The sequence below is a fragment of the Micromonospora sp. CA-248260 genome, from assembly GCF_050942205.1.
Taxonomy (GTDB): domain Bacteria; phylum Actinomycetota; class Actinomycetes; order Mycobacteriales; family Micromonosporaceae; genus Micromonospora; species Micromonospora antibiotica.
The window spans coordinates 1033368-1046834 of sequence record NZ_CP192021.1; the positions used below are offsets into that span (position 1 = coordinate 1033368).

The 13467-nt window shown below is 73.7% G+C and carries 11 protein-coding genes; 8 read left to right on the forward strand and 3 right to left on the reverse strand.

Annotated features, from left to right (window positions below; genetic code table 11):
- Nucleotides 1-6: 6 nt before the first annotated feature.
- Nucleotides 7-1416 carry an amidase gene (locus ACQP2H_RS04880; RefSeq protein WP_219467268.1) on the forward strand — a complete coding sequence of 470 codons (1410 nt, stop codon included), beginning with the start codon at nt 7-9 and terminating at the stop codon, nt 1414-1416.
- A 197-nt stretch (nt 1417-1613) separates the two neighbouring features.
- Nucleotides 1614-2834: a threonine ammonia-lyase gene (ilvA, locus tag ACQP2H_RS04885; protein ID WP_219467271.1), complete on the forward strand. Its 1221-nt coding sequence runs from the start codon at nt 1614-1616 to the stop codon at nt 2832-2834.
- 75 nt (nt 2835-2909) lie between these two features.
- Here the strand turns inward: ilvA and greA are convergent, their stop codons facing one another.
- Together greA and ACQP2H_RS04895 are read right to left on the reverse strand one after the other, a co-directional pair.
- Nucleotides 2910-3410, reverse strand: a complete 501-nt coding sequence (gene greA, locus ACQP2H_RS04890) for a transcription elongation factor GreA (RefSeq protein WP_208568520.1) — start codon at nt 3408-3410, stop codon at nt 2910-2912.
- 153 nt (nt 3411-3563) lie between these two features.
- Nucleotides 3564-3998, reverse strand: a complete 435-nt coding sequence (locus tag ACQP2H_RS04895) for a DUF4307 domain-containing protein (protein WP_208568519.1) — start codon at nt 3996-3998, stop codon at nt 3564-3566.
- Nucleotides 3999-4177: 179 nt separating this feature from the next.
- Between ACQP2H_RS04895 and mca the strand changes: the two genes are divergently transcribed.
- The 3 genes from mca to ACQP2H_RS04910 all read left to right on the forward strand — a co-directional run bounded on the left by mca (nt 4178) and on the right by ACQP2H_RS04910 (nt 8110).
- Nucleotides 4178-5059: a mycothiol conjugate amidase Mca gene (gene mca / locus ACQP2H_RS04900; RefSeq protein ID WP_219467274.1), complete on the forward strand. Its 882-nt coding sequence runs from the start codon at nt 4178-4180 to the stop codon at nt 5057-5059.
- A 49-nt stretch (nt 5060-5108) separates the two neighbouring features.
- Complete coding sequence (locus ACQP2H_RS04905) at nt 5109-5393, forward strand: hypothetical protein (protein ID WP_219467277.1); 285 nt, start codon at nt 5109-5111, stop codon at nt 5391-5393.
- A 242-nt stretch (nt 5394-5635) separates the two neighbouring features.
- Entirely contained in the window at nt 5636-8110 is a 2475-nt protein-coding gene (locus ACQP2H_RS04910) for a putative bifunctional diguanylate cyclase/phosphodiesterase (protein ID WP_255599003.1), read from the forward strand.
- A 211-nt stretch (nt 8111-8321) separates the two neighbouring features.
- Here ACQP2H_RS04910 and ACQP2H_RS04915 read toward each other — a convergent pair whose 3' ends face one another.
- Nucleotides 8322-9356, reverse strand: a complete 1035-nt coding sequence (locus ACQP2H_RS04915) for a phosphatidylinositol-specific phospholipase C domain-containing protein (RefSeq protein ID WP_433231292.1) — start codon at nt 9354-9356, stop codon at nt 8322-8324.
- A gap of 125 nt (nt 9357-9481) precedes the next feature.
- On the opposite strand from ACQP2H_RS04915, the gene ACQP2H_RS04920 reads away from it, so the two are divergent.
- The 3 genes from ACQP2H_RS04920 to purE all read left to right on the forward strand — a co-directional run bounded on the left by ACQP2H_RS04920 (nt 9482) and on the right by purE (nt 13357).
- Complete coding sequence (locus ACQP2H_RS04920; RefSeq protein ID WP_433231295.1) at nt 9482-11518, forward strand: thioredoxin domain-containing protein; 2037 nt, start codon at nt 9482-9484, stop codon at nt 11516-11518.
- A 190-nt stretch (nt 11519-11708) separates the two neighbouring features.
- Entirely contained in the window at nt 11709-12869 is a 1161-nt protein-coding gene (locus ACQP2H_RS04925) for a 5-(carboxyamino)imidazole ribonucleotide synthase (RefSeq protein WP_433231298.1), read from the forward strand.
- The gene (gene purE / locus ACQP2H_RS04930) at nt 12866-13357 is read left to right on the forward strand and encodes a 5-(carboxyamino)imidazole ribonucleotide mutase (RefSeq protein ID WP_433231301.1); all 492 of its coding nucleotides are present in this window, start codon (nt 12866-12868) and stop codon (nt 13355-13357) included. Before ACQP2H_RS04925 ends, purE begins: the two co-directional genes overlap by 4 nt.
- The last annotated feature ends 110 nt before the right edge of the window (nt 13358-13467 follow it).

Below are 13467 nucleotides of genomic sequence, written 5' to 3' on the forward strand. Positions count from 1 at the left end.
GAAGAGGTGGCCGTGCAGGACATCATGCCGACCTGGGTGGGGGCGACCGCCAAGCAGATCGCCCGGGGCGTACGCCGGGGCGACGTCTCCGCCACCCAGGTCGTCGCCGACCACCTGGACCACGTCGGGCGGGTCGACGGCGCCCTCTCCGCGTTCCGGGTGGTCCGGGGCGGCGAGGCGATCACCGAGGCGGAGAAGGTCGACGAGCAGGAGGAGTTGGCGAACCTCCCGCTCGCCGGGGTGCCGGTGGCGGTCAAGGAGAACACCCCGGTCGCCGGCCTGCCCACCTGGAACGGGTCGGTCGCCGCGCGTACCCCGGTGGCGGAGGCCGACCACGAGGTGGTGCGCCGGTTGCGCGGCGCGGGCGCGGTGATCCTCGGGGTGACCCGGATGCCGGAGCTGGGACTCTGGGCGATCACCGACGACGCGACCGCCGTCACCCGTAACCCGTGGGACCTGCGGCGTACCCCCGGGGGGTCTTCCGGCGGAGCCGCCGCGGCGGTCGCGGCCGGGCTGGTGCCGATCGCGCACGGCAACGACGGGCTGGGCTCGATCCGCATCCCGGCCGCCTGCTGCGGCCTGGTCGGGCTCAAGCCCGGCCGGGGTGTGGTCCCGTGCCAGCTCGGCGCGGAGGACTGGTTCGGGCTGACCGAGCACGGCATGCTCACCACCACGGTCGCCGATGCCGCCGTCGGCTTCCAGGTGCTCGCCGGGCGTCGCCCGGACAAGCTGGTCCCCCCGCCCCGGCTGCGGGTCGGCGTGTCGCTGCGCTCGCCGGTGCGCGGTGTGTCGCCGGACGCGCCCAACCGGGACGCGGTGGCCGCCGCCGGCCGGCTGCTCGCCGCCGCCGGCCACGACACCGTGCCCGCCGACCCGGTCTACCCGACCTCGCTCGGCCTCCAGGGCATCGCCACCTGGCTCGCCGCCGCCGCGGCCGACGTGCGGGCCGCCGGCATCGACCGGCGTGGCCTGCAACGGCGCAGCCGCCGGCACGTCGCGCTGGGGGAGTGGGCGCAACGCCGGGGGTACGTGCGGGAGGCCGACCGGGCCGCCTGGCGCGACCGCTCCGTCGGTTTCTTCACCGACCACGCGGTCGACCTGCTGCTCACCCCGGCCCTGGCCGGGCCGCCGCCGGAGGCCACCGCCTGGTCCGGCCGGTCCTGGCTGGCGAACATGAGGACCAACATCCGGTACGCCCCGTTCGCCGCCCCGTGGAACGTCGCCGGCCTGCCGTCGATCGTGGTGCCGGTGGGCCGCCGCCCGGACGGCCTGCCGGTCGCCGCGCAACTGGTCGGCCCGCCCGGGTCGGAACTGCTGCTGCTCGGTGTCGCCGGGCAGTTCGAGATGCAGGCCCCCTGGACCCGGCACGCCCCCGGCTACCCCCGGGTCGACACGGGCTCCCCGGCCGTCGCCTGACCCACCCGCCTGATCGCCTGACCCGCCCGCCTGACCGCCCCGTGCCGGGCCGTCGGTGCCGGACCGGGCCCACCTGGTCCGGGTCGTCGGCCGGCTGACCCCGGCGCGACCACCAGCGGTCGGTGAGCACGTCGTCGCCGCTGGTGGCGGGCGGTGTCGCCGCCGGTGCCGCCGGGGGCGGGTGGCACGATCGGGGCATGACGGAACTGGTCGACCTCGCCGACGTACGGGCCGCCCGGGAACTGCTCACCGGGGTCACCCGGACCACCCCGCTGGAGCCGTCCCGGCCGCTGAGCGCGGCGCTGGCCGGCCCGGTCTGGCTCAAATGCGAGAACATGCAGCGCGCCGGCTCCTACAAGGTGCGCGGCGCGTACGTGCGGATCTCCCGGCTGTCGGCGCAGGAGCGGGAGCAGGGTGTGGTCGCGGCCAGTGCCGGCAACCACGCCCAGGGGGTGGCCCTCGCCGCCGGCCTGGTCGGCACCCACGCCACCGTCTTCATGCCGGTCAACGCCCCACTGCCCAAGGTGGCCGCCACCAAGGGGTACGGCGCTCGCATCGAGCTGGTCGGCAACACCGTGGACGAGTCGTTGGTGGCCGCGCAGACCTTCGCCGAGCGCACCGGCGCGGTGTTCATCCACCCGTTCGACCACCCGGACGTGATCGCCGGCCAGGGCACCGTTGCCCTGGAGATCCTCGAACAGTGCCCCGAGGTGCGGACGATCATCACCGGGGTCGGTGGCGGTGGCCTGATCTCCGGGATGGCGGTGGCCGCGAAGGCGCTGCGACCCGACGTGCGGATCATCGGCGTGCAGGCGGCCAGCGCCGCCGCGTTCCCGCCCTCGCTGGCCGCCGGGGAACCGGTCCGGCTGCCGGCGTTCGCCACCATCGCCGACGGCATCGCGGTCGGCCGGCCAGGTGAGATCACTTTCAGTCACGTCCGTACGCTCGTCGACGAGATGGTCACCGTCAGCGAGGAGGACATCTCCCGGGCGCTGCTGATGCTGCTGGAGCGGGGCAAACAGGTGGTCGAGCCGGCCGGTGCGGTCGGGGTGGCCGCGCTGCTGGCCGGGGTCGTGCAGGTGGACACCCCGACGGTGGCGGTGCTCTCCGGCGGCAACATCGACCCGCTGCTGATGATGCGGGTGATCGAACACGGTCTCGCCGCAGCGGGCCGCTACCTGCGGGTCACCGTGCGCTGCTCGGACCGGCCGGGCCAGCTCGCGTCACTGCTCACCGAGATCGCCGGGCACCGGGCGAACGTGGTCGACGTGGAACACCAGCGGGCCAATCCGCACCTGCGGCTCGGTGAGGTGGAGGTGGCCCTGTCGGTGGAGACCCGGGGCGTCGAGCACTCCGACACCCTGATCAGTGCCCTTCGGGCCAGTGGTTACCAGGTGGTCCTGACGACCGAGGCGTGACACCCCGACGGGTGCCACGCCTCGTGCGTACCGATGGATCGTCGTCGGGTCGCGCGGACCCGGCGGCGGTGCGGCTCAGCCGGAGAACGGCTCGAAGCTGACGATTGTCACCTTGATGTCCGCGCCGCTGGGCGCGGTGTAGGTGCAGGCCTGGCCGGGGCGACCGCCCAGGATGGCCCTGCCCAGCGCCGACTCCGGGCTGTAGACCGTCAGGTCGGTGGTGGCGGCGATCTCCCGCGACCCGAGCAGGAACGTCTCGGTGTCGTCCTTGTCGTCGTCGAAGTAGATCGTCACGACCATGCCGGGCGACACCACGTCGGCCGTCGGCGCCTCGCCCACCTGGGCGGTGCGCAGCAGCTCCTTGAGGTAGAGGATCCGGCCCTCGGCCTTGCCCTGCTCCTCGCGGGCGGCGTGGTAGCCACCGTTCTCCCGCAGGTCGCCCTCTTCCCGCCGGGCGTTGATCTCGGCGGCGATGACCGGCCGGTTGGCGATCAGCTCGTCGAGCTCGGCCTGGAGGCGGTCGTGCGCGTCCTGGGACAGCCAGGTGGCGGGCGCCTTGTTGTCATTGGTGGACACAGGCGTACTCCTCGGATGTGCGTGCTGGCTGACAGGTGACTTACCAACCTACCAGTGGCCGGCACGTGCGGGCGTCGTCGATCACCCGGTCGGGTGGGAGCAGCGTGCCGCCCGCCGGCCGTGGCGTCGCCGCGCCCTGGTCACCCGTGGTGTTCAGCCCGCCGGACGGCAGCGGACCACTTCGCCGATGAACGGACGCTCGGTGGTCGCCACCCGGTGCCGGGCGGTGACGTGCCGCTGGCCGGGGGACGCGGTCACGGTGACCTCCTCGTGCCCCACCTCGACGCCGGCGTGCGAGCGGGCCCGCACCAGACACACCGCCGAGCCGCCCTCGGGCACGGTCACCCGGAAGTCGACCCGCACGCCGGTGTCGCTGGCATCGGTGTAGGTGATCACCTCGGGCCGGTATTCCGGGTCGCCGTAGCGCTGGTAGAGCTGCGTCGCGGCCAGGACCAACCCGGCGATCAGCACGGCCACCAGTGCCCAGCTCAGCGCCGGGCGTCGACGCCCGGGCTCCCGTCGGCGGCCGTACCGGCCGGGCGGGAACACCGGCGCGGCCGAGGGAACTGTGGCGTGCGTCTCGGTCACCGGCGGGTATCTCCTGGCGTTGTTGTCGGTCGCGTCGGCAAGAATGACAGGGTCCATCTTCCCAGCCCGGGGCCGGGCCCGGAACGGCAGGTCGGCAGCCGCGCCGACAGGTCACCGCGGCGGGTCGGGCGAGCGACCCGGACCGGGCCGCCGGCGGGCACAGACGAGGAGCGCCCACGTTGGCAGAGAAGCTGCGGCTCATGGCCGTGCACGCACACCCGGACGACGAGTCCAGCAAGGGTGCCGCGACCATGGCGAAATACGTCGCCGAGGGGGTGGACGTGCTGGTCGTGACGTGCACCGGGGGCGAACGCGGCAGCGTGCTCAACCCCAAGCTCGACCGCCCCGACGTGTGGGCCAACATCGGTGAGATCCGGCGGGCCGAGATGGACGCCGCCCGGGCGATCCTCGGCGTCGAGCAGGCCTGGCTGGGCTTCGTCGACTCGGGCCTGCCCGAGGGCGACCCGCTGCCGCCGTTGCCCGAGGGCTGCTTCGCCCTCCAGGACGTCGAGGTGGCGGCCGGGCCGCTGGTCAAGCTGATGCGGGAGTTCCGTCCGCACGTCGTCACCACGTACGACGAGGAGGGCGGCTACCCGCACCCCGACCACATCATGTGCCACAAGGTCAGCGTGGCCGCGTTCGAGGCGGCCGGCGACCCGACCCGGTACCCGGAACTGGGCGCCCCCTGGCAGCCGTTGAAGCTCTACTACGACATCGGCTTCTCCAAGGGCAGGATCCTGGCCCTGCACGAGGGCACGCTGGCCGCGGGCCTCCCCTCACCGTACGAGGACTGGCTCAAGCGCTGGGACGAGCGGCCGGACAAGGGTTCGCGGATCACCACCCGGGTGGAGTGCGCGGAGTACTTCCCGGTCCGCGACGACGCGTTGCGCGCCCACGCCACCCAGGTCGACCCGGACGGCTTCTGGTTCCACGTGCCGATGGAGATCCAGCAGCACGCCTGGCCGACGGAGGACTTCCAACTCGCCCGCTCGACGGTCGACTCCCCGCTGCCCGAGTCCGACCTGTTCGCCGGGGTACGGGAAGCCGCCCATGTCAGGTGACCGGCGGCCGGGGCTACGCTGACACTCCACCGCACATCGGAGAAATGCCATGCTCAACACTGTCCAGGTGCTCGCGGAGAACAACTTCGGGGACACCCGCACGGGTGGTCTGGCCGGGCCGATGGGCCTGTTCCTCATCCTGATCCTCGGCACCGCCACCGTGCTGCTGATCCGCAACATGAACTCCCGGCTGCGCCGGTTGCCCGAGCGGTTCCCCCAGCAGGGCGGCCCGGTCGGGGCCGACCGGGCCGATTCGTCGGCCACCGGTCCGTCGGACGGGACGACCGGGCAGGAATCACGTACGAACCTGCCGAGCGGCCACCAGCAGCCCTGAGTGGGATGACGGGGGCGTGAATCACGCTGATCCGGGTCGTCGACCCCTGTTGCGGCCACCCGGATTGGCTTAGCCTTCCGCCGGGGGACGAAAGTCCCTGAGCCGTGCGCGGGAGGGGGTGCCATGACCGTCGTAGCCGCGTTCGTCCGTCGCGCCGTCGACGGCCCCGCGGACGGAGCCGGGCGGTGACCTCCGGCAGGGCCGGCGCGTCCGACGACGGGCCGGAGCCGCCGGACACCCCGCTGCGGGTACGTGTCCTCACCCTCGCCGTGACCCTGACCGCGTTGGTGGCGGTGGCGCTCGGCCTGCGCCTGCCGACCGTCCTGCCGCCCGACGACCCGCTCCCCGCGGTCGCCCGGTTCGGCATCGTCGTCGCCGTGTTCGCGATGTCCCAACTCGCCCGGTTGCGGTTCCGCACCGCCACCGGCATGGTGAGCATCACCTGGGGCGAGGCGGCCCTGATCGTCTGCCTCTACCTCGCGCCAGCCGGCTGGTTGCCGGCCGCAGCGCTGCTCGGCACCGGTGTGGCCTGGACGACCATGTCACTGGCCGCCGACCGCCGTCCCCCGGTGGAGCTGCTGCGGATCGCCGCCTCGCTGACCGCAGCCACCGCGCTCGCCGTCGCCGTCACCACCGCCCTCGGTCAGCCGTTGCTGGCCGGCCCCACCCCGGCCCTCGTGCCCGCCCTGGTCGCCGGCGCGGTCACCTACCTGCTCACCACCGCCGGGCTGGGCGGGGCCACTCTCGCCCTGCGGCACGGCGTTGCGGTCGGCCCGGCGCTGCTCGTCGCCCTGCGCGGCAAGGTGCTGATGTTCGTCGGCAACGTGGTGGTCGGGCTGGTCGTGGTGGCCCTGCTGGAGGTCGACCCGCGCTGGTTGCTGCTGCTCCCACCGCTGCTCTGGCTGCTCCAGCAGACCTACCGGCACCGGCTGCGCGCCGACCAGGAACAGCGCACCTGGCGGGCCTTCGCCGAGGCCACCGCCGCGCTCAACCAGCTCGACGAGCGCGGGGTGGCCACGGCGGCGGTCACCGGCGCGCTGGCCCTCTTCGGTGCCGAACTGGTGGACGTGGACGTGGCCCGGGGTGACGGCCGCTGGCGGCGTTACCGGGGTGACGCCTCGGGCCAGGTGGCCGACCGGGAGACCGGGCCACCCGCCGGGGCCACCGTGGACACCCACGAACTGGTCCGGCCGCTCGTCGTCGGTGACGTCCAGGTCGGACAGTTGCGGGTCCGGTTCCCCTCCACCGGGCCGCCGAACGACCGGGAACGCGACGCGGTGGCCGCCTACTCCGACGCGTTGGCCGCCGCGCTGCACGACGCGGCGACCCATCGGGAGTTGCGGCTGGTCAGTGCCCGCTCGTCGTACGACGCGGTGCACGACGCGCTGACCGGGCTGGTCAACCGGACGGCCATGCTGACCAAGGGTGACCAGGCGTTGCGGCAGCTCGTCCACGATCATCCGGTGGCGTTGCTGCTGCTCGACATCGACCAGTTCAAAGAGGTCAACGACACCCTCGGGCACGCGGCCGGCGACCAGCTGCTGCGGCTCACCGGCAACCGGTTGGGCACCCTGACCCGCCCCGGCGACCTGCTCGCCCGGCTCGGCGGCGACGAGTTCGCCCTGCTGCTGACGTCGGTCCCGGTGATCGGCGACCGGGCCGCCCCGATGGCGTACGCGCTGCGGCAGGCCCGGGAGATCGCCGAGCGGCTGGCCGCGCCGACCGAGGTGGCCGGGGTGCGGATGTCGGTCGAGGTGTCGGTGGGGGTGGTGGTGGCCGGTGCGGGCACCGCCGACCTGACCGAGCTGCTGCGCCGGGCCGACATCGCCATGTACCAGGCGAAGGAGGGCGGCGGCAGCGTCGCCGCGTACGACAGCACCCGGGACGCGGCCAGCACCGACCAGTTGGCCCTGCTGGCCGAATTGCGGGAGGCGTTGCAGGCCGACGACCAGCTGGTGCTGGCCCTGCAACCGGCGGTCGACCTGGCCACCGGCGCACCGACCGGGGTGGAGGCGCTGATCCGCTGGCGGCATCCCCGGCGGGGCTGGCTCAGCCCGGCCGACTTCATCCGCCCGGTGGAGAACAGCGAGCAGCTCGGCACGTTCACCCGGTACGTGCTGGACAAGGCGCTGTCGGTGGCCGCCGAGTGGGCCCGCGACGGGCTGGACGTGCCGATCTCGGTGAACCTCTCGGCCCGCAGCCTGCTCGACCCCCGGTTGCCGGCGGAGATCGCCGACGCCCTGCGTCGCCACCAGGTGCCGCCGCACCGGTTGGTCCTGGAGATCACCGAGACGGTGGTGATGAGCGAGCTGGAGGTGATCGACGAGGTGCTGGCGAACCTGCGGTCGATGGGCGTCCAGTTGGCCGTCGACGACTTCGGCACCGGGTTCTCGTCGCTGTCGTTCGTGACCCGGATCGCGGTGGACGAGTTGAAGGTGGACCGGTCCTTCGTGATCCGGATGGCCGACTCACCGGAGGCGGCGGCGATCGTCCGGGCCACCGTCGGCCTCGCCCACGAGTTGGGGCTGCGGGTGGTCGCCGAGGGCGTGGAGACGGCTGAGCAGCGGGCCGCACTGGTGGCATTGGGCTGCACCGCCGCCCAGGGCTACCACTTCTTCAAGCCGATGCCGGCCGACAAGATCGGCGCGGTGCTCGGCTCGCTGCGCGACTCCGCCGAGTCGAACGTCTTCCCCCTGCGCGCCGACGGCGCCTCCTGACCCCGCAACCCCCACCCCTCCTCGGGCGTGTGGCGACGGCATGATCGTGCTCGATCCACGATGTAGTGGTCTCGGCGGGCTTGGGCCACTACAACCAGGATCGAGCATGATCTTGCGGCGGGCGGCGGGTGGCGGGTGGCGGCCGGCGGGGCGGAGACGGGGTGGCCCGCGTGCCTACGTCGGAACGCGGGCCACCCTGGCGGCGGGCGGGTCAGCCTCTGGGGAGGACCTCGCCGACCACCGCCGGCAGTGTGGCCCAGTCGGCGGAGGCGACGCTGGCGTGGGCGGCGGCGAGCTGCGCGAGGCGGGCCCGGGCGGCCACCGGATCGGTGTTGCCGACCGCCGGGGGGACATTCTGCGCGTCGGTCATCACCAGGAGGTAGTGGTTGGTGTCGTACCAGGAGGTGTCGATGCCGCCGGTGACGTAGGCCGACGCGTCGCCGTCGAACAGGACGAACCACGGGCGCAGGCTGGTGTCGGCGTACCGGCTGCGCGGGTCGCCGGTCTGGGCCCGGTGCACCGCCGGGAACGCCTGCGCCTGGCCGAGGGTGCCCGCCGCCGCCAGGCCGGCCAGGTGCTGGGCGTACTCGATGTCGGTCCAGAGGGTGTCGGTGGGGTTGCCCTCCTCGACGGTGCCGGGGATCAGCTCCACGATCACCTTGCCGGCGAGCTGCGCCCGGGTCGGCCAGGCGTTCGCGCGGGCGGCGGCGTCCAGGGTGGCGTACCCGGCGCGCAGGTCGGCGGGGCGGAACACCCGGCTGCCGAGGCGGGCGGCGAGCACCGCGTCGAGCTGGACGGGCCCCTGCCCGGTACGGCTGCTGAAGCCGGTCTTCAGCTCCAGTTTGAGTTGGAGCGGACCGGCGTCGGGGTGGGCGTCGAACCAGAGCCGGATGTCGTCGAGGCAGTGCTCCAGGTTCTTGTTGCGGGTGCCGGTGTAGAGCTGCGCGGGGGTGCTGGCGGCGACGCAGTTGTTGTCGTTGCCGAGCGGGTTGGAGTGGCTGACCCGCCACTGTTTGGTGATGATGTCCGGCCAGACGTCCAGTTCGATCATTCCGGGGCGGGCGTCGAGCGCCTGCGCCAGATAGGTGTACGTCCCGCGTTCGTACGCGTTGTGCGTGCCGACCACGGTGGTCGCCGAGACCCGGGTGCCGGGGTCCACGGCGGCCGAGGCGGGGGCGGCGGTGCTGAACACCGCTGTGGCCACCGCGACCGACGTGAGCGCCGACAGGAGACGGGAACCGCGCATGGGGGTACCTCCTCGCGGGCCGGTGCCGATCACCGCACCCGCACAGATCAAAGACGATGAATGTGAACGGGGGAAGGCCCGGTTTCGGCGGGACGGGTGCGCCCGGGGGTGGATAGGGTCGTCGGGTGAATCGACTCGCCCAGGCCACCTCGCCGTACCTGCTCCAGCACGCCGACAACCCGGTCGACTGGTGGCCGTGGTGCGACGAGGCGTTCGCCGAGGCGAAGCGGCGGGACGTCCCGGTGCTGATCTCGGTGGGCTACGCCGCCTGCCACTGGTGCCACGTGATGGCCCACGAGTCGTTCGAGGACGAGACGGTCGGCGCGCTGGTCAACGCCGGTTTCGTGGCGATCAAGGTGGACCGGGAGGAACGGCCCGACGTCGACGCCGTCTACATGACCGCCACCCAGGCGATGACCGGCCAGGGCGGGTGGCCGATGACGGTCTTCGCCACCCCCGACGGCACCCCGTTCTTCTGCGGCACGTACTTCCCGAAGCCCAACTTCGTCCGGCTGCTGGAGTCGGTGGGCACCGCGTGGCGGGAGCAGCGGGAGGCCGTACTGCGGCAGGGTGCGGCGGTGGTCGAGGCGATCGGCGGCGCCCAGGCCGTCGGCGGCCCCACCGCCCCGCTCACCGCCGACCTGCTCGACGCCGCCGCCACCCAACTCGCCACCGAGTACGACGAGACCAACGGCGGTTTCGGCGGCGCACCGAAGTTCCCGCCGCACATGAACCTGCTGTTCCTGCTCCGGCACCACCGGCGCACCGGGTCGGCGCGCAGCCTGGAGATCGTCCGGCACACCGCCGAGGCGATGGCCCGGGGCGGCCTGTACGACCAGCTCGCCGGGGGGTTCGCCCGCTACTCGGTGGACGCCCACTGGACGGTGCCGCACTTCGAGAAGATGCTCTACGACAACGCCCTGCTGCTGCGGGTCTACACCCAGCTGTGGCGGCTCACCGGCGACCGGCTGGCCCGCCGGGTGGCCCGGGACACCGCCCGGTTCCTCGCCGACGAGCTGCACCGCCCCGGTGACGGTTTCGCCTCCGCGCTCGACGCCGACACCGACGGGGTGGAGGGCCTCACCTACGCCTGGACCCCGGCCCAGCTCGTCGAGGCGCTCGGCGAGGACGACGGCCGCTGGGCCGCCGACCTGTTCGACGTCACCGAGGCGGGCACCTTCGAGCACGGCACGAGCGTGCTGCGGCTGGCCCGGGACGTCGACGACGCCGACCCGCAGATCCGGGACCGGTGGCGCAGCGTGGTGGGCCGCCTGCTGGCCGCCCGGGACACCCGCCCCCAACCGGCCCGCGACGACAAGGTGGTGGCCGCCTGGAACGGCCTGGCGGTCACCGCGCTCGTCGAGTTCGTCCAGGTCGCCGCGCTCTACGCCGACCCCGGCGACGAGGACGCCAACCTGATGGACGGGGTCGCCATCGTCGCCGACGGGGCGCTGCGCGACGCCGCCGAACACCTGGCCGGCGTGCACCTGGTCGACGGCCGGCTCCGCCGGGCCTCCCGCGACCGGACGGTCGGCGAGCCGGCCGGTGTGCTGGAGGACTACGGCTGCGTGGCCGAGGCGTTCTGCGCGGTGCACCAGCTCACCGGCGAGGGCCGCTGGCTGGAGTTGGCCGGTGGCCTGCTGGACGTGGCGCTGGCCCGGTTCGCCGCCTCCGACGGCGGTTTCTACGACACCGCCGACGACGCCGAACGGCTGGTCACCCGGCCGGCCGACCCGACCGACAACGCCACCCCGTCGGGCCGGTCGGCGATCGTGGCGGCGCTGACCGCGTACGCGGCGTTGAGCGGGGAGACCCGCTACCGGGAGGCGGCGGAGGCGGCCCTGTCGACCGTCGCACCGATCGTCGGCCGGCACGCCCGGTTCACCGGGTACGCGGCGTCCGCCGGTGAGGCGCTGCTGTCCGGGCCGTACGAGATCGCGGTGGTCACCGACGACCCGGCCGGGGACCCGTTGGTCGCCGCCGCGCACCGGCACGCCCCACCCGGTGCGGTGGTGGTCGCCGGCCGGCCCGACCAGCCCGGGGTGCCGCTGCTCGCCGACCGGCCGCTGGTCGACGGGCGGCCCACCGCGTACGTCTGCCGGGGGTTCGTCTGCCAACGGCCGGTGACCTCGGTCGAGGACCTGGTCGCCCAGCTCACCTGACTGATCGGCCCTGCCCCGGCGGGCCGTCGGCTGCCGGACGGGCCTGCGTCGTCCGGCGGCCGTTCCCGGCCGATGATCCACCTGACCCCCGGTCCGGCCGGGTTCCGGGCTGTCGGGTGGACGGCCGCCGGCCAGGGACGGGTGGCCCTCGGGTCGGCCGGCGCTGCGGCCCGGATAGGCTGGTGGCGCTATGGATTCCCGTACCGGTCTGCCCGTCGTCGGCATGGTGGGTGGCGGCCAACTGGCCCGGATGACCCACCAGGCCGCCATCGCCCTCGGCCAGTCACTGCGCGTGCTGGCGCTCGCCCCCGACGACGGTGCCGCGCTCGTCGCCACCGACGTGCAGTACGGCGACCACACCGACCTCGCCGCGCTGCGCACCTTCGCCAAGGGCTGCGACGTGGTCACCTTCGACCACGAGCACGTCCCGACGGAGCACATCCGCATTCTCGCCGCCGAGGGGGTGAAGCTCTTCCCGCCGGCCGAGGCGTTGTTGCACGCCCAGGACAAGCGGGTGATGCGGGAACGGCTCGGTGCGCTGGGCGCTCCCAACCCGGCGTGGCGGCCGGTGGACGCCCCTGCGGACCTGCTCGCCTTCGGCGCGGAGCAGGGCTGGCCGGTGGTGCTCAAGGCGGCCCGGGGCGGCTACGACGGGCGTGGCGTGTGGCTGGTCGACGATGCCGGGCAGGCCGCCGAGTTGGTCGCCACCCTGCTCGCCGGGGGCACCTCGCTGATCGTCGAGGAGCGGGTGGCGCTGCGCCGGGAGCTGGCCGTGCAGGTGGCCCGCTCGCCGTTCGGGCAGGTCGCCGCGTACCCGGTGGTGGAGACGGTGCAGCGGGACGGGATCTGCGTCGAGGTCCTCGCCCCCGCCCCCGACCTGGCGGAGGAGTTGGCGGTCGCCGCCCAGCAGCTCGCCATCGACCTGGCCACCGCGCTCGGTGTGGTCGGCCTGCTGGCGGTGGAGCTGTTCCAGACCGACACCGGGCTGGTCGTCAACGAGCTGGCGATGCGCCCGCACAACTCCGGGCACTGGACCATCGAGGGGGCCCGGACCTCGCAGTTCGAGCAGCACCTGCGGGCGGTGCTCGACTACCCGATGGGGGACACCGCGCTGACCGCCCCGGTGGTGGTGATGGCGAACGTCCTCGGCGGTGAGCCGGGCGGGATCTCCCTCGACGAGCGGCTGCACCACCTCTTCGCCGCCGAACCGGGTGCCCGGGTCCACCTGTACGGCAAGCAGGTCCGACCCGGCCGCAAGATCGGGCACGTCACGGTGCTCGGCAACGACCTGGATGACGTACGGGCGAGGGCCGCGCGGGCCGCCCGTTGGCTGCGGGAGGGGCACGGGTGAGCACCGTCGGGCTGATCATGGGCAGCGACTCGGACTGGCCGGTGATGAGAGCCGCCGCCGACACGCTCGACGAGTTCGAGGTGCCGTACGAGGTGGCGGTGATCTCCGCGCACCGCACCCCGGTCAAGATGATCGAGTACGGCCGGGACGCCGCCGACCGGGGGCTCCAGGTGATCATCGCCGGGGCGGGTGGTGCCGCCGCGCTGCCCGGCATGGTCGCCTCGGTCACCCCGTTGCCGGTGATCGGCGTACCGGTCCCGCTCAAGCACCTGGACGGGATAGACTCGCTGCTGTCCATCGTGCAGATGCCGGCCGGGATCCCGGTGGCCACCGTGTCGATCGGCAACGCCCGCAACGCCGGCCTGCTCGCGGTCCGCATCCTCGCCGCCACCGACCCGGCCCTGCGCGCCCGGATGGTCGCCTTCCAGGCCGACCTGGAGGACCTGGTCGCCGAGAAGGACGCCGCCCTCCGCGCCTCCCTGACCTGACCCCGCAGCCCTACCCTGGCCTGGGCCGCCCACGATCGGCGGCCCAGGCCGTGACCACCCACGACCACCCGGCCCACTGAGCCCCACCACGTCCGACCCCGCCGTGACCC

Coding starts and splice junctions, on each gene's coding strand:
- ilvA (WP_219467271.1), top strand. CDS start 1,614: ATGACGGAACTGGTCGACCTCGCCGACGTACGGGCCGCCCGGGAACTG.
- ACQP2H_RS04915 (WP_433231292.1), bottom strand. CDS start 9,356: ATGCGCGGTTCCCGTCTCCTGTCGGCGCTCACGTCGGTCGCGGTGGCC.
- ACQP2H_RS04925 (WP_433231298.1), top strand. CDS start 11,709: ATGGATTCCCGTACCGGTCTGCCCGTCGTCGGCATGGTGGGTGGCGGC.
- ACQP2H_RS04905 (WP_219467277.1), top strand. CDS start 5,109: ATGCTCAACACTGTCCAGGTGCTCGCGGAGAACAACTTCGGGGACACC.